This window comes from Bradyrhizobium sp. CCBAU 53338 (genome assembly GCF_015291665.1).
Lineage (GTDB): Bacteria > Pseudomonadota > Alphaproteobacteria > Rhizobiales > Xanthobacteraceae > Bradyrhizobium.
Genome location: NZ_CP030048.1, coordinates 1,304,883 through 1,324,833, shown reverse-complemented (window position 1 = coordinate 1,324,833; position 19,951 = coordinate 1,304,883). Strand labels below are relative to the sequence as shown.

The window sequence follows — 19,951 nt, the reverse complement described above, 5'->3', positions numbered from 1 at the left end:
ATTTCCAAAACACACGATTATCGATGGGAGATCGTATGACGTCCAAGACGCCAATCGAGTTGTCGTCACGGCCTGCGAACGTGTCGCGGCGTGGCTTCGTGGGAGGCTTGTCGGCCGGCATTTTGGGCGTGGCCGCGACCGAAGCGGCCAATGCCGAATCGCTCGCCGACGTCCCCGATCGCGGTCCGGGCGCCGACCTGAGCGCGCACAGCGAGCGATCTCGCTTCGTCAAGATCGATCGCATCCCCGAGGCCACGCCAGGCAAACGCAACATCGACCCCGGCGATGCCATCAATTCCAAGACGCCACATCATAAGCTGGTCGGCAACATCACGCCGACCGATCTGCACTACGAGCGCAGCCATTCCGGCGTGCCGGATATCGATCCTGCACAGCACCGTCTTCTGGTCCACGGCATGGTGCAGAAGCCTCTGGTGTTCAGCGTCGATGATCTCAAGCGGATGCCGTCGATTTCGCGCGTGGTCTTCATCGAATGCACCGGCAACGGCTGGGAGAACTGGAAGAAGGCCGACCCCGAGTTGACGGTGCAGAACACGCATGGTCTCGTCAGCACCAATGAATGGACCGGCGTGCCGCTCAAATTCCTGATCGACCTCGTCGCCAAGGACAAGGGCTCGACCTGGATGCTGGCGGAAGGCGGTGACGGCGCGGGGGTCGACCGCAGCATTCCGCTCACCGAAGAGATCGTGAACGAGGCTTTCGTCGCTTATGGCCAGAACGGCGAGCCGCTCAGGCCCGCGCACGGCTTTCCGATGCGGCTGGTAATGCCGGGCTTCGAGGGCAACCTCAACATCAAATGGCTGCGCCGCCTCAAGTTCGGCACCGCGCCGTGGATGACGCGCTGGGAGACCGCGCGCTACACGCAATTGCTCGCGAGCGGCAAGGCACGGCAATTCCAGCTGCGGATGGACACCAACTCCGTCATCACCCAGCCTTCGGGGATGATGCAGATCCAGCCGGGCTACATCAACATCTCCGGTCTCGCCTGGAGCGGGCACGGCAAGATCGCCAAGGTCGAGATCTCGACCGACGGCACCAAGACCTGGAAGCAGGCGCAACTGAACCTGCCGGTATTGGCCAAAGCGCAGGTGCGATTCCAGATGGACTGGATGTGGGACGGCAAGCCGACCACGATCGTCAGCCGCTCGACCGACGAGCAAGGCAATGTTCAGCCGGACCGGAAATCCTTCATCGCCGCGATGGGGACCAACGCGCTGTTTCACTACAACGCCCAGCAGACCTGGAGCATCGACGGAGCCGGGAGGGTTCGCAATGTCCTCGCATAGCAAGCTGCTTCCCGCAGGCATCTTCATTGTGGGACTGCTCGCAGCCCCAGCCTTTGCCGTTGATTTCGGACGTCCGGCGACGCCTGATGAGGTCAAGCTGTGGGACATCGATGTCGGTCCCGATGGCACGGGACTGCCCGATGGCAGCGGCACCGTCGCGCAGGGCAAGCAGGTGTTTTCAGACTATTGCTCTGCCTGCCATGGCGAGAACGGCCAGGGCGGAATCAAGGATCGCCTCGCCGGCGGACAGGGCACGCTCGCCTCCAACATGCCGGTCAAGACCGTCGGCAGCTTCTGGCCTTATGCGACGACACTGTTCGACTACATCCACCGCGCGATGCCGTATCCGACGCCGGGCTCGCTCAGTACCGACGAGACCTACGCCGTCACCGCCTACATCCTCAGCCTCAACGGCATCGTGCCCGCCGACGGCAAGGTCGACAAGGACTCCTTACCTGACATCAGGATGCCCAACCGCGGCGGCTTCATTCCGGACCCGGAATTCGATCCGGCACGGTTGTTCCACAAGAAGTGAGCTGGGATCATGAGGCTTCCCGCACTGATCAGGATTCTCGCTCTGGTCGCAACGGTATGTTCATGGGAGACGCAGGCAATGGCCACCGACGGACTCATCACCATCAAGAGCAGCTTTGGACCCGAGGACACGATGAAGCGGCTCGAGGCCGAGGTGAAGGCCAGGGGCCTCACGGTGTTCGCCCATGTCGACCACGCCGCGGGTGCGGCCGCTGTCGAGCTGAAGCTGCGTCCGACCGATCTCCTCGTCTTCGGCAACGCCAAGGGCGGCACGCCGTTGATGCAGCAGGCACAGACCGTGGGCATCGACCTGCCGCTGAAGGCGCTGGTCTGGCAGGACGACCAGGGCACGACCTGGCTGTCCTACAACGATCCGGCCTATCTCGCCGGTCGTCACGGCGTCGGTGAACAAGCCAAGGCCGCCGTCACCGCGATGACTGGCGCGCTGCATGCGATCGCAACCAAGGCCGCCACGCCATAGCACGGCGGCCGTTCACCAATCGTGTGCGAGGAGACGTCAATGACCAGCACCGATACTCAGTCGTCTCGCCCCGAAGGCGGCAAGCACGCAAGATGGCTCGTCATCGCGGTGCTGTCTGCCCTGCTCCTTGCCGCCTGCATGCTCGGCTATCTCGGCTGGACCAGCACGGACACCAAGGTGCCGGAAGCGGGCTATGTCGCGCTGGTACTCGGCGTGGTGTTCTCGCTGGTCGTCGGCGCCGGCCTGATGGCGCTGGTGTTCTACAGCAGCCGCAAGGGCTACGATGAGCCGGCGGTACTGGTCCCTGAAGCGGAGAGCGATCCGGACGATGGACGCTGACCGGGTCTGACGACACATGATTGCCGCGCGGAACTGGCCCGCCGCGCTGTTCGCGCTTCCCCACCGATTTAGGCCTCGTCATGGCGATGACCGTCATCGCCCTCGTGCCGGGAATCGCGATGATCTATTTCATGCGCAATCACCTCGCCACGGGCTTCGTGATCCGCACCTGAGGATTCGATCACATCCGCCAGCGTAGCGCGGCGGTATGCACCGGCGCGTCCCACAATTGCCTGGACTGGTCATCGAGCACCGAGACGGTGATCGAGGCGCCGGCCATGTCGAGGGACGTCACGTAGGAACCGGTCAGGAAACGCGTCGCCGCGATCCCCGCTCCATCGAGAATGCGCTTGGCGCTGTTGGCCATCAGATAGAGCTCGATCAGGGGCGTCGCGCCGAACCCGTTGACGAGAAGCAGGACTTCGCTGCCTTTGCTCGGACCGAGATCGCCCAGGATCGCGCTGAGCATCTCGGACGCAATCGCATCAGCAGGCGCCAACGGCACCCTGCGGCGACCCGGTTCGCCGTGAATACCGACGCCCATTTCCATTTCGTTGTCGGCCAGGGTGAAGTTCGGCCGGCCCGCCGCCGGAACGGTGCACGGCAGCAACGCCACGCCCATCGAGCGGGTGCGCCTGTTGACGTCATCGCCGAGCGTCTTGAGCGCAGCGAGCGGCATGCCCTTTTCGGCCGCGGCGCCGACCATCTTTTCCACGATCAGCGTTCCCGCGACGCCGCGACGCCCCGTCGTGTAGGTCGACTTCTCGACCGCGACGTCGTCATTGGTCACCACGCTCGCGACCTCGCGCCCGGCCATCTCGGCGGCCATGGTGAAATTCATCACATCGCCTTCGTAATTCTTGACGATGAAGAGCACGCCAGCCCCGGTGTCGACGGCCTCAGCCGCCTCGATCATCTGATCCGGCGTCGGCGAGGTGAAGACCTGGCCCGGACAGGCGGCATCGAGCATACCGTGGCCGACAAAGCCGGCATGGAGCGGTTCATGGCCGGAGCCGCCGCCCGAGATGAGCGCGACCTTGCCCGGCTTCACGCTACGGCGGCGCACGAACTTCCTGTCAGCACCGAGCAGCAGGATATCGGCATGGGCAGCCGCCAATCCGTCGAGACTCTCTTCGAGCACCGTGTCGGCGCTGTTGATCAGCTTTTTCATGGCGTCCTCCCGGTATTCTCTTGCGTTTCGAATGCGTCAGCCGATGCTTTCGGCGTAGCGCGCGAGTTGGGCAGCGAAGTCGACGATGAGCTGCTCCAGCGCGCGATTTTTCTTGTCGTCGCCGAGATCGGGCACGGTCACGGTGACGACGCGCGTGCGCGCCTCGCGATGCGCCCCGCGCAGCCGTCCCGGATGGGCGCGCCCATAAGCTTCGAGGAAGGCCGCTCGCTCGGTGGCGGAGAGATGGCAGACATCGAAGATGATCGCGACATGCTTGGCCGGGATCGGAACCAGATAGGCCGGATTGGTGATCTGGCTGACGAAAGAGCGGTTCTTTCCGAGCGCCGCCGCGAGCTTCAGCCGCGTCCCGGACGGCCGGTTGTCGAGCGCTCGGCGCAGGATGAGCTTGTAGTCGGCGACGTTGCTGTCGCCCGGCCGGCTCGTGTCTTCGTCTTTGTCATCCGTCATGCAGTCACCCCGGCGATGGCGGCCTTGAGCCTGGCCACCGCAATCGGCGAGACCGAGAGAGTCGTCAAGCCCGTCGCCAGCAGCGCGTTCGTCAAGCGCGTATCCGCCGCCGCATCGCCGCAGAGCGAGACCTCGACGCCGCGCTTGCGTCCAGCCTCGACCGTCCGCGCAATCAGTGCCAGCACCGCAGGATGACCGGCATCGTTGAGGTCGGCGACGGCGCCGATATCGCGAGCCGCCGCCATTGTGTATTGCGTCAGGTCGTTCGACCCGATGGAATAGAACGCTGCGCCGAAGTCTTCTGCACATAACGCGGCTGATGGCACCTCGACCATGATGCCGAGCGGCGGCCGGGCGCAGGCGACGCCCAGTGCCGTCAGGGCCGTAAACTCCGCGTCCAGCATGGCGTTGGCACGGTCGAGCTCCGCGGGAACCGCGACCATCGGCAGCATCACCTTCAGCGCCCCATGCACGGCCGTACGGCACAACGCCCGCAACTGCATGCGAAACACGTCCGGCCGCGCCAGCGAGAGTCTGATACCACGGAGGCCGAGGAACGGATTGCGCTCGCTGTCGATCGTCAAACCGGCAATCGGCTTGTCGCCGCCGGCATCGAGGGTGCGGATCGTCACCGGCCGCCCCGCGGCCCATTCGAGAATGCGGCGGTAGACCGCGTATTGCGCATCCTCGCCGGGCAGGCCTCTCGACCCCTCGAACAGAAACTCCGTCCGCACCAGGCCAATGCCGTCGCAGATGGCAGCATCAAGACCCGCGAGATCTTCGGGCGCTGCGACATTGAGAAGAACGGCGATACGTCGGCCATCAGCCGTCGCCGCCGGCTTGAGGCGACCGGCGTCGGCGGCAATCTGGGCGGCATTCGCTTCCGCCATGCGGTGCTCGAACAGACGGCGCGTTTCAGGTTTTGGATCGAAGATCACGGTGCCGGTGTCGCCGTCGACCAGCGCCAGTGACGGCGGTTGTCCGTTCCACGGCAGCGGACCCAGTCCAACCACCATGGGAGCGCCGCGCGATCGCGCCAGCATCGCGACGTGCGAGGACGGCGATCCGCTGGCGAGCGCAATGGCGCCGCCACGGGTCCAGTCGACGGCCAGGAACGTCGAGGGCGAAATATCGTTACCCGTGACGACGGAGTCGCCGGAGATCTTTGCGTTCGCATCCGCGCCGTTCAGCGCCGCGAGCACGCGATCGCGAATGTCGACGAGATCCGCGGCGCGCGCCCGAAAATATTCCTCGTCCGCAGCGCGATAACCGGCGATCTCGACGTCGAGCGCTGCGCGCCAGGCCTCATCGGCAGCCGTGCCGCCCGCAACAGCTTCGTAAGCCCCCTCCGCAAGCGCGTCGTCACCGAGCATCGCGACCTGGAATTCAAGGATCTCCGCAGCCTCGCCATGAACCGTCGCGATCAGTTCGGCGAGGTCCGCGGCGGCCCCTTCGATCGCCGCCTTCAGCGCCGCGGCCTCCTGTGCGGGATCGCCCTTCGTCGTCCTGCTCGCCACTTCGGTCGTCAGCACGGCGACCGGGCCGATAGCGAGGCCGGGCGAAGCGGGATGACCGGTGAGATGGATCTCGCCCACGATTCTACGCCTCGCCGAAACCGTCATGCACCAGCGCAAGCATGGCCGCGAGCGCCGCCTCGCCGTCGGGGCCTGTGATACGGAAATGCAGCGTTGCACCTTGCGGCGCCTTCACGCGCATCACCTTCACCGGGCTCTTGGCGTCGGTCCAGGGTCCCTCGGCCGCAAGCGCGATTTCGATCTTCGCGGCAAAGCCCTTTGCCAGTTGCGTGAGCTTCACCGATGGCCGCGCGTGCAGGCCGACCGGATTGACGAGGACCGCCGAGGCGGTCAGCGGCGCAAACGTCTGGGCCGCCCGGTTGGCGTTGGCATCATGCATAGAATTCCTCCGCACTGCGCTTGACGGCAGCGAGCGATGAGCCGCCTGAAGACTCCGTCGCCGCGATCACAGCCCCCTCGACCACGGGGGCATTGCAGACCAGCACGCGCGCGCGCCGGTCTTCGGGCAGCATCTCGACCGCCATCTCCGAATTGGTCTCGGCACCGCCGAGATCGACGAGGATCGCGACGCCTGCCGGCGACCAGGCCGTCTCGATCGCTTCGAGAATCCCTGCGACGTTGGTACCGAGCCCACCGTCGACATCGCCGCCGGTCCAGGCCAGCGGCACGGCGTTTCCGACCATCTGGCGCACCATATCGGCCGCGCCTTCCGCGATCTTGGGCGAATGCGATACGATGACAATTCCGACGTTGCTCATGTATTGACCTCGAACTCCAGTGTCTCGACTGCTGCGCCGATCAGAAGCGACGCCGAGCGCGAGCCCGGATCCATATGACCGATGGAACGTTCGCCCAGAAACGAGGCGCGACCGCGAATCGCCAGCATCGGCGTGGTGCGATCGGCCGCTTGCACAGCCTCGGCCGCGATGGCCCTGGCATCGCCGCCATCAGCCAGCACGGCCTGCACCGGCACCAGGACATCCAGCAATGTCTTCTGCCCCGCCTCGGATCGGCCGCGCGCCTTGACGGCCTCGATCGCCTTCTCCGTCGCCGCGACCAAATCGACTCTGCTCGGCTGCTCCGGAAGGGCCTTGCCCAGTTCCATGAAGAAAGTTCCGACCAACGGCCCGGAAGCTCCGCCGACCTTCATCACCAACGTCATTCCGATCGCTTTCAGCATGTCCGGGAGCGACTTGTCGGCAAGGCCCGGCAGTGCGGTCAGCACCGCCTCGAAACCGCGCTTCATGTTCAGCCCGTGATCCCCATCGCCAATCGCCTGGTCGAGGCTCGTCAACTCGTCCGCGTGTTCGATCACTGACGCTGCCAGCGCCCGTACCAATCTTTCCCTGGCTACCCGATCGAGGCTCATGCCGCTACCCTCCAGCCCTTCGCATCGAAAAACAGCGGTTTGTTGAGCCGGAGCGACACGACGTCTCCCGCGCCAAAGCCCGCCTCGGGATCCGCCAGGGTCACGACCGGCCGGCCGGCGAGGTCGAGATGAAGATGGCTCTGGTCGCCGAGATGCTCGACCCGCTTGACGGTCGCTGAGACGTCGCCGCCGCCGCGCGCGATCGTCAAGTGCTCGGTCCGCGCGCCGATGGTCTCGGCGCCATTGGGCGCGCCGCCGAACAGGCCTGCCGGCAGCAGATTGATCACCGGCTGGCCCAGTCGCGCCGCAACATGCGCGTTGACCGGGTTCTCGTAGATCTCCCGCGGCGTGCCGATCTGCATCAACCGTCCGCCTTCGATCACGCCGATGCGCGAGGCCATGGTCATCGCCTCGGTCTGATCGTGGGTGACATAGAGGATCGTCGCGCCGAGATCCACCTGGATCCGCTTGAGTTCGAGACGCAGCTCGCCGCGCAGCTTGGCATCCAGCGAGGAGAGCGGCTCGTCCATCAGATAGATCGAGGGCGAACGGACCAGCGCCCGGCCGATCGCGACGCGCTGCATCTGCCCGCCCGACAGCTGCGTCGCCTTGTTGTCCAGCTTGGTCTCGATATGAAGCAGCCGCGCCACCTCCTGTACCTTCGCGCGAATATCAGCTTCGGGCACGCGGCGCGTCGGCGCACGCAGCGCGAAGGCCATGTTCTCGAACACGGTGAGGTGCGGATACAGCGAGTATTGCTGGAAGACAAAGGCAACGTCGCGGTCCGCCGGAGCGTCGCCTGTCACGTTGCGCCCGTCGATGCGGATCGAGCCAGAGTCCGGCTGCCCCAATCCAGCGATCAGGCGCAACGCCGTGGTCTTGCCGGCACCAGTCGGCCCGAGCAATGCGACGAACTCGCCGTCGCCGATGGTCAGCGACAGATCGCTCAGGGCCTGCGTCTTGCCGAACGCCTTGGAGACGGAGATGATCTCGACTTCAGCCATGCGCGCCTCCTTCATGCAGCGCGGTGCGTATGGCCCGGCCGGATGCCTTGTCGAAGATCGACAGCGTATCGGGCCGGAAGTCGAGCCCGACGGTCTCGCCGGTCCGGAACGCTCGGCTGCTGGGTGAGCGGGCCTTGAGCGCGCCGTAATGCGTCGTCACGGTCACGATCTGCGTCGTGCCGAGATATTCGGTGCCATAGACCTCACCGCGCACCATGCCGCGATCGGTGAAGCGCACATGCTCGGGCCGCACCCCGAGCACGAGCTCGCTTTCCGCCATGTCCTCGCGCGCGGCAGGAATGGCGACATCCCGCTCGCCGAGCCGGATTGCCTCTGCGCCGGCCTGCAAACCGCCGCGGAACGGCAGGAAATTCATCGGCGGCGAGCCGATGAAGTCGGCAACGAACAGCGAAGCGGGCCGGTCATAGATATCGCGCGGGCTCGCGACCTGCTCGACGACGCCATTGTTCATCACCGCGATCCTGTCGGCCATCGCCATGGCTTCGAGCTGGTCATGGGTGACATAGACGGTCGTTGCTCCGAGCCGGTCATGCAGGGCCCGCAACTCGTGGATCATGGCCTCGCGCATCTCGGTATCCAGCGCGCCGAGCGGCTCGTCCATCAAGAAGCATTTTGGCTTGCGCACGATCGCCCGCCCGAGCGCGACGCGCTGCCGATCGCCGCCGGCAAGGCCGGAGACGGAGCGGTCAAGCAGGTGCGAAATCCGCAGGATGCGCGCTGCCTCGACGACGCGCCGGTCGCATTCGGCCGCACTGATGCCCTCGCATTTCAAGGGAAAGCCGATGTTGCGCCGGACATTCATGTGCGGATAGAGCGCGAACAGCTGGAACACGAAGGCGATGTCGCGCGCCGAGGCGCGGTTCATCGTAACGTCCTCGCCGTCGAGCCGGATAGTGCCTGATGTCGGCAGCTCCAGGCCGGCGATCATGCGGAGCGTCGTCGTCTTGCCGCAACCGGAAGGTCCGAGCAGGCAGAGGAACTGGCCGTCCTCCACCGTGAAGCTGGCGGACTTCACCGCATGAAACGTCCCGAAGGATTTGTCGAGCGCCTCGACCTTGATCTGCGCCATCGCGCCTACTCCCGGACCTTGGACACGATGGTGAACATCACCGTGCCGAACAGGGTCGTCGCAAATGACCAGGAATACAACGTTAAAGACAATGGCTGCATCAGCATCACGACACCGGCGGCGATGATCGTCGTCGCGATGGCTTCGAGCGGGCCGCGGCGCAGAAGGCGATCTGCAAGACCGCGGCGCGTGATGGTTGGGGTGAGATCGACACTCATTTGCGAACGGCTCCGAAGGTAATGCCGCGCAGCAGATGCTTGCGGAGAAGAACCGTGAACACCACGATCGGGACCAGGAACAGCGTCGTGCCGGCGGCCACTGCGGGCCAGTCCTGTCCGCCCTCGCCGATGATGATCGGAATGAACGGCGGCGCGGTCTGCGCATTGCCCGAGGTGAGAAGCACCGCGAAGGCGTATTCGTTCCAGGCGAAGATCAGGCAGAAGATCGCGGTCGCCGCGATTCCCGTGGTGGCCTGCGGCAGCACCACCTTCACGAAGGCCTGGAAGCGCGTATAGCCGTCGATCATCGCCGCCTCCTCATACTCGCGCGGGATTTCGTCGATGAAGCCCTTGAGCAGCCAGACCGCCAGCGAAACGTTCACCGAGGTGTAGAGCAGGATCATTCCGAGCCTGGTGTCCGACAAACCGATGGTGCGGTACATCAGATAGATCGGGATCGCGACCGCGATCGGCGGCATCATCCGGGTCGACAGGATGAAGAACAGCAGATCGTCCTTCAGTGGCACGCGGAACCGCGAGAAGCCGTAAGCCGACAAGGTCCCCAAGGCGACCGCAAGCACGGTCGAACCGAACGCGATGATCAGCGAGTTGACGAAGCGCGGCACATAGTTCGAGGGACCGGCGACCACCATGTTGCGGTCGCGCGCGATGCTGTCGCAAAGTCCCTGCGGCGGCCCCAGCGAGCGGATGAATTCCGGCGTCTGGCGCGAGCGGGTCGTGAACAAATTGCAGAAGCCTTCGAGCGACGGCTTGAACATCACCTTGGGCGGATAGGAGATCGCATCGTCGGGCGACTTGAACGCGGTGAGCATGATCCAGACCAGCGGGATCATGGTGATGATGGCGTAGAGCACGACGAGCGAGCCGGCAAAGCGCCGTGTCGTGGCCGACGGCTCGACGACGGAATGGGCTGTGGTGGCTGAGGTCATCGGCTCTTTACCTTGTTCAGCGCCTTCACATAGATGTTGGCGAGACCGAAGACCGTCACGAACAGGATGATCGCGAAGGCCGAGGAATAGCCGGTGCGCCAGCTCTCGAACGCCGCCCGCTTGAGCGTGATCGAGGCAACTTCCGTGGTCGATCCCGGTCCGCCGCCGGTGAGCAGATTGACCATGTCGAACATCTTGAAATTCTCGATGCCGCGGAACAGCACCGCCAGCATGATGAACGGCAGCGCCATCGGCAGCGTGATCGACCAGAACTGCCGCCATTTCGACGCGCGATCGACCTCGGCGGCCTCGTAGATGTAGTCAGGGATCGAGCGCAGGCCGGCGAGACAAATCAGCATCACGTAAGGTGTCCACATCCAGGCATCGACGATGACGATGGCCCAGGGGCTCAGCGTGACGTCGCCCAGCATCTGGAACGACGAGGCGGCGCGGCCGGTGAAGAAGGCGACGACGTAATTGAACAGTCCGATCTGCGGCTGGTAGAGGAACGTCCAGAAATTGCCGACGACGGCGGGCGACAGCATCATCGGCAGCAGGATGATCGTGGTCCATAATCCGTGCCCGCGGAACTTCTTGTCGATCAGATAGGCGAGGCCAAATCCCAGGACGGTCTCGATCAGCACGGTCCAGATCACGAAATGCGCGGTGACCTGCATCGCCGCCCAGATGTCGGGATCGGTCAGGATCGACTGGTACCAGTCGGTGCCGAGCCAGATCGTCGGCACGTTGGCCCGGTTGGCGCGGTAATTCGTGAACGACAGATAGATCGTCCAGAGCAGCGGGAAGATGTTGATCGCCAGCAGCAGCACGATCGTCGGCGTGATGAAGAGCCAGGCGAGCGTCCTGTCCGAGAGGCCCCGGATGCGACGCGCCACGCCTGGCCGGACCATGACGGCCCGATAGGTGATCTGCGAAGAGGCACTCAATTCGTTCATTGCGTCGACCGATCCTGGCACCCGGTGTCGACGATGCGACATATCCGGTCGTCTCGAAGGAAAGTCCGGAGCGCGAGCGCACGCGCTCCGGACAGCTTGCTTCAGAACTTCTTGCCGTCTTCCTTGAAGATCGCCTTCCAGTCCTTCACCAGACCGTCGAGCGATTCCTGCGCGGTGCCCTTGTCGGCCACCACGTAGTCATGCACGCGCTTCTGCTCGGCTTGCAGAAGCTGGGCGTAGGAGGGCTCGGCCCAGAAGTCGACGACCATGCCCATCGATTGCAGGAACTCCTTGGCGAAGGGCGCGCTGTTCGGAAAGCTCGGGTCGTTCAGCACGGACTTGGCGCAGGAATAGCCGCCGAGCGCCCACCACTTCTTCTGGACGTCGCCGCCGGAGAACCACTTGATGTATTGCAGCGCCTCGGCCTGGTTCTTCGAGTAGGAGACCACCGAGATGCCCTGTCCGCCGAGTTGCGTCGCCTGCCCGGCAGGACCGGCCGGATTGACGAAGAAGCCGATCTTGTCGCCGCCGACATTCGGGTCCTTGTAGAGGCCCGGAAAGAAGGCGAAGAAGTTCATCTGCAGCGCGACCTGGCCGGACTTGAAGGCATCAAGCCCCTCCGACATGTAGGAGTTGGAGGCGCCAGGCGGCGTGCAGCACTTGTAGAGATCCTTGTAGGCTTCGAGCCCCTTCACCGCGCTGGCCGAGTTCACGAACCCGTCCATCGCATAGGGCTTCTTCGGGTCGTCGTATTTGAAGCCGTAGTCGTAGAGGTAGTTCGACACGCCCATGGTGATGCCCTCCGAGCCACGCTCGGTGTAGATCGAGGCGCCATAGACCTTCTTGCCGTCGATCTCGCGGCCCTGGAAGAATTGCGCGATGTCCTTGAGCTCGGCGAGCGTCTTCGGCACGCCGATCTCGCGGCCGTACTTGGCCTTGAAGTCCTTCTGCACGTCCGGCCGCGCGAACCAGTCCTTGCGATAGGTCCAGCCGACCGCATCGCCCATCGCCGGCAGCGCCCAGTAGTTCGGCGTGTTCTTGGGCCATTCGGAATAGCCGACCACCGTCGCCGGCATGTAGTCGTCCATGCTGATTCCTTCCTTCTTGAAGAAATCGTTGAGCTTGACGTACTGGCCGTTCTCCGCGGCGCCGCCAATCCATTGCGAGTCGCCGATGATGAGGTCGCACAGCGAGCCGTGCGAATTGAGTTCGTTCAGGAAGCGATCGGCGTAATTGGTCCACGGCACGAATTCGAACTTCATACCGATACCCGATTTGGCGGTGAAGTCCTTCGACAATTCGACCAAAGCGTTGGCGGGGTCCCATGCGGCCCAGCACAGCGTGATGGTCTTGCCCTGCGCCTGCGCGGGCGTGGTGCCCGCTCCGACACTGAGCGCGGCGGCAACGGCCCCGCATGCCACGACAAGCGTCTTCATCGTTCGTTTCATTACACGTTCCCTCCGAGTGGGCCGGCCATCGACATGGCGCGGCTTTCCTACCCGCTCGAATGCTTCGAGCAGAGCGACACAGTCCATGACGAGCTGAGTAACTAAACTGGTGTTTCCTCGCGCCACCCGGATTCTACAGGCCCGGCAGGCTCGATTTGTTTAGTGAAACACCAATTACTAAACATTGCAAGCGGAATTGGGAGGTCGCCGACAGGCGCGCCGACGCGGTCGCGAACGCGGCGTTCGGCGTCGCTCAGGGTGTTCGGGCCGGTTGCAACGAGATGTTTTGGGGGAGATGCAGGCGATGGCCGCTGAGGGACTTGCGAGAAGAGCGTGTCTCACACTCTCGTCCCATCGTCATTGCCGTGCGAGCGACTTGTCCGCCGAAGGTTCGGCCGAGGCGACAGACGCGGCGATGCGCTCTCGCGACTGATTTCGCCCGAGCTTTGCTTTGTCGTTCCACCTGAGCGTATCATACGATATTTCCGAAATTCGGTAAAGTAGAATATTTTTGGGGAAGGGTTGACGGGTGCGAGGTGTTTCGCCCGACAGAAACTTCAGAAGAGACTTGCTGGTCGTCGGTCGGACCGAATTGCCTATCCTTGGCGGGAAGCGCACAATGTCGATGGTCCGGGCTGACTTGCCTCGACGCTACCATTTGCGGACTATTACGACATGCACGCCATGGTTCTCTCCGCGCGCGGCGCGCCGCTGGTGCTCCAGCAACGAGCTGACCCCGTGCCCGGCCCCGGTGAGGTTCGCGTCAAGGTCGGCGCCTGCGGTGTTTGCCGAACCGATCTGCACGTCGTCGATGGTGAGTTACCAGATATATCCTATCCGATCGTTCCGGGGCACGAGGTCGTCGGACGCATCGAAGCGATTGGATCAGGCGTCAAGGACCTGGTACTCGGCATGCGCGTCGGCGTCCCCTGGCTTGGCCACACCTGCGGCGAATGCTTCTATTGCCGCTCGGACAAGGAAAACCTCTGCGATCGCCCCAAATTCACGGGCTACACGCGTGACGGCGGGTTCGCCAGCCACCTCGTCGCAGATGCCCGATACTGCTTTGCCCTCGGCGAGCACGGCGACGACGTTGCCTTGGCACCGCTACTCTGCGCCGGGTTGATCGGATGGCGGTCCCTTGTGATGGCGGGCGACGGTAAAGCGCTCGGCATCTACGGCTTCGGCGCTGCCGGCCACATTGTAGCGCAACTGGCGCGCTCCCAAGGGAGAACCGTTTACGCTTTCACACGCAGTTGCGATCAGGAGGCACAGCGGCTTGCACGTTTGCTCGGCGCAGAATGGGCTGGCGGTTCCGAGGAGAGGCCGCCCATCGAGCTCGATGCTGCCATCATCTACGCTCCCGTCGGGGAATTGGTGCCCCTTGCGCTGCGCGCGGTGCGGAAAGGTGGCCGCGTCGTGTGCGCGGGCATTCACATGTCCGACATTCCGGCGTTCCCTTACAATATCCTTTGGGGAGAGCGGCAGATCATTTCAGTTGCAAATCTGACGCGCAAGAACGGCATCGATTTCCTGGACGCCGCCGCGAAGGCTGACATTCGGACACATACGACGGTATTTCCGCTGAGGAAAGCCAACGAAGCGCTCGCCGCCTTGAAAGATGGTAGGTTGGTCGGTGCTGCCGTGCTGCAGCCTTGACGAAGTTGTCACAGCTCGAGCGCGGTACGACGTGCCTAACACCCGCACTCCGTGAAATGGACGGCACGTCGATCGTTCCATGCGGGGGGCCGTAGCGGCGCACGTTTCCAACATTGCCCGACCACTAGATGAGCGACCAGAGTCAGAGCGCCATTGATATGAGCTCGTAGCGCAGCGAAACCGATCAACGTTCCGTCCGCGGACGAGAAATGATGGGCTTTGCAAGCGCATTCCCCATTCAACGACTTACGTCCGCTTAATCAGCTGAGCCATCTCCCAGACATGACCCGACGGGTCGGCGAAAGCCGCGGTTCGGCGTCCCCATGGACGGTCGATCGGCCCATTGAGCAGGTCGACTCCAACCGCCCGAAGGGCGGCGCAGACCGCATCGACGTCAGCGACCCTGATCGTCAACAGCGCGCGGGCCCCTGCGGACGATGGCCCGACCGGCAATGGCTCTATGAGCTGAGGCGCCCGGGATGCGTCGAGAAGGTTGATCAGCAGGCCGCCGAATTTCAGCACGGACGAGACGTCATCCGCCCAGACGGTCTCGGCTGCGAAAACCTTGGCGTAGAACGCCTTCGACGACGCGATGTCGTCGACGAACAGCGTGATGACTTCGACTTCGCTTGGCAGGCCATCGACCATGTCGTCCCCACTCCCTCCGCCTACGGCGCGCTTTGCCTCAACACCACAGGCGACGCGCAATTCAAATTGACGCGGCGTCCTGCATCAGGACCGGCTGAGGTCTACTGCACCATCAAATGGGAACTCGGGGAGATGATTGGTAGCGGGGGAGGGACTCGAACCCCCGACCCCAGGATTATGATTCCCGTGCTCTAACCAGCTGAGCTACCCCGCCACAGGGTCGCGAGGGCCGAAACGGCCGATCTCGCGAACGCGCGGCATATAAAGAAGGGGGCGATGGGAAGTCAAGCTGAGTGGGCGCGATTGCCGGGGTGATTTCGGGGACGAAATCGCACCGTTTGGGGCCGAACTCGCCAATTTTCGCGCACCAGACTCGGGGAGAGTCCCCCTCACCCGGAATCCGCCTCTCCCGCGGATTTCCGGCTTCTCCCCGCAGGCGGGGAGAGGCGAAGGAAGAAACCTCTTATTTCGGTTTGACCGTGGGGTCGCCGCCGGGGCTGCCCGGGGGCGGGATGATGGGCATGTTGCCGTCCGTGCTCGGCGCGGGGGCGTGCATGTCGGGATCGACGCCTGATGGCGGGCAAAGCACGCCGTCGGACTTTGCCAATTTGTCGCCGAGCGGTTCCCTCGATTGCCCGGTGGTGGTGGTGCCGTCGGGCGCGGTTGCGCGGTTCGGGCGGTCCTGCGGCATGCAGTCGGCCGTGTGCTGTGGGGATGGCGGCGCGGTCGCTTGCGGCGGCGTCGCTGGTCGCGGCGGCGCCTGCGCGATTGCGGCGCCGGAGGCTGCGATCACGAGGCTGGCCAGAATGATGTTTGATGTCGTGCGCATGGAAAGGAAACGCACGAGCGACGGCTGGTGTTCCGCCTCGAAGATTACGATTTGTGGTAGCGGATCAGCGAGAAATGGCCCATCGGCGGCATGGGGCGGCGTTCGGTCAGCGTGACGCCGCCGTGCCTGGCGGCCCAGGTGACGAGGCGGTCCCAGGGGAATTCCGGGCGCCAGCCGAGGCGGCGGGCGATCGGCGCGAAGGCCAGCTCGAACAGCTTGCGCGGGCCGCTCTCGGCGCCGATGTGGTTGACCAGGATCAGCTCGCCGCCGGGCTTGAGCACGCGCACGAACTCGTCGAGCGTACCTTCGGGATCGGGCACCGCGGTGATGACATATTGCGCGACCACCGCATCGAACGAGGCGTCGGGGAACGCGAGGTTCTTCGCGTCCATCACCGAGAGCACTTCGACATTGGAGAGGCGTAGGGCCCGCACGCGTTGTTGCGCCTTGCGCAGCATCGGCTCGGAAATATCGACGCCGCAGATCTTCGTGGTGCGCGAATAATCGGAGAGTGAAAGACCGGTGCCGACGCCGACGTCGAGGATGCGGCCGCCGATGCGGTCGGCCTCGGCGATGGTCGACTGCCTGCCGGCGTCGAACACCTTGCCGAACACGAGATCATAGACCGGCGCCCAGCGGCCATAGGCCTTCTCGACCCCCGCCCGCGAGATGTCTGCTGCCATGCCCCCCAGCCCCTTACTTCACCTTTCCCCGTCGGGGAGAGGTGAACCCAGCCCGACCGGTTGCGCCAGATCTCATGATGATCAGCCGCGGACGGCTTCCGCGAGCGGGTGCGACGTGGCTGCGCCGGTCTTCGCCGCAGCGCTCTGGATGAAGCCGCCGCCGAGCACGCGCGCCTGCCCTGAGGGCGCGTCATAAAATACGCAGGCCTGGCCGGGTGAGACGCCCTCTTCGCCGGCGACGAGCTCGACCTCATAGTGACCGTCAGCGCCGCGCAGCCAGGCCGGCTGCGGCGCGCGGGTCGAGCGCACGCGGACAAACAGCTCGAGACCAGAGCCAACCGCACGATCGATGTCGCCGCCGCCGATCCAGTTGACATCGCGAAGTGCGATGCGGTGCATCTTCAGCGCATCGCGCGGGCCGACGACGACGCGGCGATTGGCGGCGTCCAGCCGCACCACGAACAGGGGTGCACTGGCGGCGATGCCGAGACCGCGGCGCTGGCCGACGGTGAAATTGGCGATGCCGTGATGCTGGCCGAGCACGCGGCCGTCGAGATCGACGATGTCGCCGGGGTCCATCGCGTTCGGACGCAGTCGCGTGATGATGTCGGTGTAGCGGCCCGTCGGCACGAAGCAGATGTCCTGGCTGTCATGCTTGTCGGCGACGGAGAGGCCAAACCGACGCGCGAGCTCGCGCGTCTCGGGCTTGGTCATGTCGCCGAGCGGAAAGCGCAGGAAGTCGAGTTGCTCTTGCGTGGTCGCGAACAGGAAGTAGCTCTGGTCGCGGTCGCTGTCGGCGGCGCAAACCAGCGCGCGCGAGCCGTCGTCGCGGCGGCGCGAGGCAACGTAATGGCCGGTGGCGAGCGCCTGGGCGCCGAGTTCGCGCGCGGTCTTGAGCAGGTCGCGGAATTTGACCGAGCGGTTGCACTCGATGCACGGCACCGGCGTTTCGCCGAGCGCGTAGGAGTCCGCAAAGTTGTCGATGACGGACTCGCGGAAGCGGTCTTCGTAATCGAGCACGTAATGGGGAATGCAGAGCTTGGCCGCGACGTCGCGGGCGTCGTGGATGTCCTGGCCGGCGCAGCAGGCGCCCTTGCGGTGGGTCGCCGCGCCATGGTCGTAGAGCTGCAGCGTGATGCCGACGACGTCGTAGCCCTCGGCCTTCAACAGCGCAGCCGTGGTCGAGGAGTCGACGCCGCCCGACATGGCTACGACGACCCTGGTATCCTCGGGACGGCCTTCGAGATCCAGACTGTTGAGCATGGGCCTAAGCTGACGTAACGGCGGAAATCCGCGATTCCTGATGCGCTCCCCGGTCTCTTGGACCGGGACGTCAGTAGTCCCCGGGAACCCTTAGGTTCCCTCGGGGCACTGGCTGGCCCGGTCGAAAGCGGCTGAGAGCACCCTTTAATATAGGCGGCATTCCGGTGAAGCAATCATGCCCGCCCCAAGCTTTAGGGCAATTCTTGCCGGGGCGGCAGAAATGACGGGGTTTTGAGAGGGCTTGGGGCGGCGCGCAAGATTCCTTAACTATTTGATTTTGATGAAAAAAGATCGATCAAGCAGGTTTGGCCCGCTCCTTGCTGACCTCCTGACCCGCAGATGTTTTCAAGGGGTCGCCTGTGGTCGGTGGTACGTCAGACGTAGCGGCAAGCGCGCAGGTTTCCAGCACGCAGCAGAAGCCTGCCCGGTCGCAGAGCACCAAGGACACGACCCCGAGCGACTCCTTCGGCGCGCTGGTCGACAGCAACACCCAGGCCATCAGCAACAGCGCCTCGTCCTCGACCCAGGACCCAGCTCCGCGGCGGACTGATTCCTCGTCGCCGTCCTCCTCTTCTTCGTCGGACCGGAGCACGCGCGACAGTTCCGCGGCCGACTCCTCCTCGCAGAGCAAGGCGAACGACAGCACCGATTCCGCGACGACGACCACCACCAGCGACACGCCGGCCGGCCCGACCAAGGCTGATGGCAAGACCAAGGACAAGGCTGACGCCTCCGCCGGCAAGTCGGACGACAAGTCCGACAGCACCAAGAGCGACAAGACCGACAGCACCGACGGCCTCGCCGCCGCGGTGGATGCCTCAGCCGCCGCGCAGGCTGCCGCAGCACCGGCGGCGACGCCCGATCCGACCGCCGTTCCCGTCGCCGCGCCCGTTGTGCCGGTCGATCCGAATGCTGCGGCGAACCAGGCCGCCGCCAACACCGCCTCCTCGCCGTTGACGATCGCGGCGGCCGGCATCGCCGCCAGCGCTTCCACCGCGGCGCAGATATCAGGTGCCAAGACGGACGCGACCGGCAAGACGGCGAAGTCCGGCGATGCCAAGACTACCGACGCGAAGGCTGCGCTCATCGACGGCGCGACTGCGAGCGCCGATGCCACCGCAACCGATGCCACGGCAAACGCCGCGCAGCTCACCACGGTCGATCAGGGCACGCCGAAAACGTCGTTCAAGGCCGCCGTAACAACGCAGGGCCAGACCGACGTCTCCAATATCGGCCAGGACGGCGGCAAGACAGGGCAGGCCACGACCGCCGCGCAAAATCCCGCGACCGTGACGACGGCGACCAATGCCGCCGCGCATCCGCAAACCGCCAAGCCTCAGGCAGATAGCGCTGCCGCCGATGCGAAGGCCGCTTCCACCGATCGCACCACTGATGCGACGCCGGCCGCGCCGACCACGCATGCTCATGCCGACACGCAAGCGGTTGCCGCTGCGACGACCGACGCCAGCGCGCAGGCCGCCAACGCCGTGCAGGCGCCGCTGACCACCACGACGTCGGCGGCTACTGCTTCCACCGCGACACTCACCGCGACCCTGGCCAACCCGAATGCCGTGCCGATCAGCGGCATCCCGGTCGAGATCGCGGCCGCCGCACGCGCCGGCAAGACGCGCTTCGACATCAGCCTCGATCCGATCGATCTCGGCCGCATCGACGTCCGTATCAACGTCGATCGTAACGGCCAGGTCACCTCGCATCTCACCGTCGAGAAGCCGGAGACGCTGCAGATGCTGCGGCAGGACGCCCCGCAATTGCAGCGTGCGCTCGACGACGCCGGCCTCAAGACCGGCAGCAACGGGCTCTCCTTCAGCCTGCGCGACCAGAATTCGTCGGGGCAAAACACCGGCCAGAACAACGACAATTCCGGCAATTCCCGCCGCCTGATCGTCAGCGAGGACGATCAGGCCGCGACCGCGCCCGTCAGCCGCAGCTATGGCCGCATGCTCGGAGCGAGCAGCGGCGTCGATATCAGAGTGTGAGG

22 protein-coding genes and 1 tRNA gene are annotated in these 19,951 nt (G+C 64.7%); 6 read left to right on the top strand and 17 right to left on the bottom strand.

Annotation, left to right across the window (positions count from 1 at the left end):
* Positions 1 to 35 precede the first annotated feature (35 nt).
* Genes soxC through XH90_RS06410 form a run of 4 tightly spaced genes read left to right on the top strand, consistent with a single transcriptional unit; the run spans position 36 to position 2,661 of the window.
* Entirely contained in the window at positions 36 to 1,307 is a 1,272-nt protein-coding gene (gene soxC, locus XH90_RS06425; protein WP_194479746.1) for a sulfite dehydrogenase, read from the top strand.
* The gene (locus XH90_RS06420) at positions 1,294 to 1,842 is read left to right on the top strand and encodes a c-type cytochrome (protein WP_194479745.1); all 549 of its coding nucleotides are present in this window, start codon (positions 1,294 to 1,296) and stop codon (positions 1,840 to 1,842) included. Before soxC ends, XH90_RS06420 begins: the two co-directional genes overlap by 14 nt.
* A gap of 9 nt (positions 1,843 to 1,851) precedes the next feature.
* A complete protein-coding gene (locus tag XH90_RS06415) occupies positions 1,852 to 2,322 on the top strand; it encodes a DUF302 domain-containing protein (protein WP_194479744.1) in 471 nt (156 codons plus the stop codon).
* Positions 2,323 to 2,361: 39 nt separating this feature from the next.
* Positions 2,362 to 2,661 (top strand): hypothetical protein, encoded by a 300-nt coding sequence (locus tag XH90_RS06410; RefSeq protein WP_194479743.1) that lies wholly within the window; start codon positions 2,362 to 2,364, stop codon positions 2,659 to 2,661.
* A gap of 181 nt (positions 2,662 to 2,842) precedes the next feature.
* Here XH90_RS06410 and dhaK read toward each other — a convergent pair whose 3' ends face one another.
* The 12 genes from dhaK to XH90_RS06350 all read right to left on the bottom strand — a co-directional run bounded on the left by dhaK (position 2,843) and on the right by XH90_RS06350 (position 12,858).
* On the bottom strand, positions 2,843 to 3,832 hold the full coding sequence (gene dhaK / locus XH90_RS06405) for a dihydroxyacetone kinase subunit DhaK (RefSeq protein WP_194479742.1): 990 nt from the start codon (positions 3,830 to 3,832) through the stop codon (positions 2,843 to 2,845).
* Positions 3,833 to 3,868: 36 nt separating this feature from the next.
* Complete coding sequence (locus tag XH90_RS06400) at positions 3,869 to 4,300, bottom strand: hypothetical protein (protein ID WP_194479741.1); 432 nt, start codon at positions 4,298 to 4,300, stop codon at positions 3,869 to 3,871.
* Positions 4,297 to 5,895 (bottom strand): phosphoenolpyruvate--protein phosphotransferase, encoded by a 1,599-nt coding sequence (gene ptsP, locus XH90_RS06395; RefSeq protein ID WP_246755699.1) that lies wholly within the window; start codon positions 5,893 to 5,895, stop codon positions 4,297 to 4,299. The genes XH90_RS06400 and ptsP overlap by 4 nt, the downstream gene beginning before the upstream one ends.
* Before the next feature lie 4 nt (positions 5,896 to 5,899).
* Positions 5,900 to 6,214, bottom strand: a complete 315-nt coding sequence (locus XH90_RS06390; protein WP_194479739.1) for an HPr family phosphocarrier protein — start codon at positions 6,212 to 6,214, stop codon at positions 5,900 to 5,902.
* Positions 6,207 to 6,593 carry a dihydroxyacetone kinase phosphoryl donor subunit DhaM gene (dhaM, locus tag XH90_RS06385; RefSeq protein WP_194479738.1) on the bottom strand — a complete coding sequence of 129 codons (387 nt, stop codon included), beginning with the start codon at positions 6,591 to 6,593 and terminating at the stop codon, positions 6,207 to 6,209. Before dhaM ends, XH90_RS06390 begins: the two co-directional genes overlap by 8 nt.
* Positions 6,590 to 7,204 (bottom strand): dihydroxyacetone kinase subunit DhaL, encoded by a 615-nt coding sequence (gene dhaL, locus XH90_RS06380; protein ID WP_194479737.1) that lies wholly within the window; start codon positions 7,202 to 7,204, stop codon positions 6,590 to 6,592. The genes dhaM and dhaL overlap by 4 nt, the downstream gene beginning before the upstream one ends.
* Positions 7,201 to 8,208, bottom strand: coding sequence for an ABC transporter ATP-binding protein (locus XH90_RS06375; RefSeq protein ID WP_194479736.1), 1,008 nt, complete (start codon positions 8,206 to 8,208; stop codon positions 7,201 to 7,203). The genes dhaL and XH90_RS06375 overlap by 4 nt, the downstream gene beginning before the upstream one ends.
* Positions 8,201 to 9,298 (bottom strand): ABC transporter ATP-binding protein, encoded by a 1,098-nt coding sequence (locus XH90_RS06370; RefSeq protein WP_194479735.1) that lies wholly within the window; start codon positions 9,296 to 9,298, stop codon positions 8,201 to 8,203. Before XH90_RS06370 ends, XH90_RS06375 begins: the two co-directional genes overlap by 8 nt.
* Positions 9,299 to 9,303: 5 nt before the next feature.
* A complete protein-coding gene (locus XH90_RS06365) occupies positions 9,304 to 9,516 on the bottom strand; it encodes a hypothetical protein (RefSeq protein WP_194479734.1) in 213 nt (70 codons plus the stop codon).
* Positions 9,513 to 10,466 (bottom strand): carbohydrate ABC transporter permease, encoded by a 954-nt coding sequence (locus XH90_RS06360; RefSeq protein WP_194479733.1) that lies wholly within the window; start codon positions 10,464 to 10,466, stop codon positions 9,513 to 9,515. The genes XH90_RS06365 and XH90_RS06360 overlap by 4 nt, the downstream gene beginning before the upstream one ends.
* Positions 10,463 to 11,422: a carbohydrate ABC transporter permease gene (locus XH90_RS06355; RefSeq protein ID WP_194479732.1), complete on the bottom strand. Its 960-nt coding sequence runs from the start codon at positions 11,420 to 11,422 to the stop codon at positions 10,463 to 10,465. The genes XH90_RS06360 and XH90_RS06355 overlap by 4 nt, the downstream gene beginning before the upstream one ends.
* Before the next feature lie 101 nt (positions 11,423 to 11,523).
* A complete protein-coding gene (locus XH90_RS06350; RefSeq protein WP_371748325.1) occupies positions 11,524 to 12,858 on the bottom strand; it encodes an ABC transporter substrate-binding protein in 1,335 nt (444 codons plus the stop codon).
* A 687-nt stretch (positions 12,859 to 13,545) separates the two neighbouring features.
* Here XH90_RS06350 and XH90_RS06345 point away from each other — a divergent pair.
* Positions 13,546 to 14,529: a zinc-dependent alcohol dehydrogenase family protein gene (locus XH90_RS06345; RefSeq protein ID WP_194479730.1), complete on the top strand. Its 984-nt coding sequence runs from the start codon at positions 13,546 to 13,548 to the stop codon at positions 14,527 to 14,529.
* Positions 14,530 to 14,775: 246 nt separating this feature from the next.
* Here XH90_RS06345 and XH90_RS06340 read toward each other — a convergent pair whose 3' ends face one another.
* The 5 genes from XH90_RS06340 to mnmA form a co-directional block, all read right to left on the bottom strand.
* Complete coding sequence (locus XH90_RS06340; RefSeq protein WP_194479729.1) at positions 14,776 to 15,177, bottom strand: VOC family protein; 402 nt, start codon at positions 15,175 to 15,177, stop codon at positions 14,776 to 14,778.
* A gap of 137 nt (positions 15,178 to 15,314) precedes the next feature.
* Positions 15,315 to 15,391, bottom strand: a tRNA-Met gene (locus XH90_RS06335).
* Between the two features lie 249 nt (positions 15,392 to 15,640).
* Positions 15,641 to 16,006 carry a hypothetical protein gene (locus XH90_RS06330; RefSeq protein WP_194479728.1) on the bottom strand — a complete coding sequence of 122 codons (366 nt, stop codon included), beginning with the start codon at positions 16,004 to 16,006 and terminating at the stop codon, positions 15,641 to 15,643.
* 44 nt (positions 16,007 to 16,050) lie between these two features.
* Positions 16,051 to 16,689 (bottom strand): class I SAM-dependent methyltransferase, encoded by a 639-nt coding sequence (locus tag XH90_RS06325; RefSeq protein WP_194479727.1) that lies wholly within the window; start codon positions 16,687 to 16,689, stop codon positions 16,051 to 16,053.
* An 81-nt stretch (positions 16,690 to 16,770) separates the two neighbouring features.
* Positions 16,771 to 17,952, bottom strand: coding sequence for a tRNA 2-thiouridine(34) synthase MnmA (mnmA, locus tag XH90_RS06320; RefSeq protein ID WP_194479726.1), 1,182 nt, complete (start codon positions 17,950 to 17,952; stop codon positions 16,771 to 16,773).
* Positions 17,953 to 18,311: 359 nt separating this feature from the next.
* Here mnmA and XH90_RS06315 point away from each other — a divergent pair, with 359 nt between their 5' ends.
* Positions 18,312 to 19,949, top strand: a complete 1,638-nt coding sequence (locus XH90_RS06315) for a flagellar hook-length control protein FliK (protein WP_194479725.1) — start codon at positions 18,312 to 18,314, stop codon at positions 19,947 to 19,949.
* Positions 19,950 to 19,951: the final 2 nt, after the last annotated feature.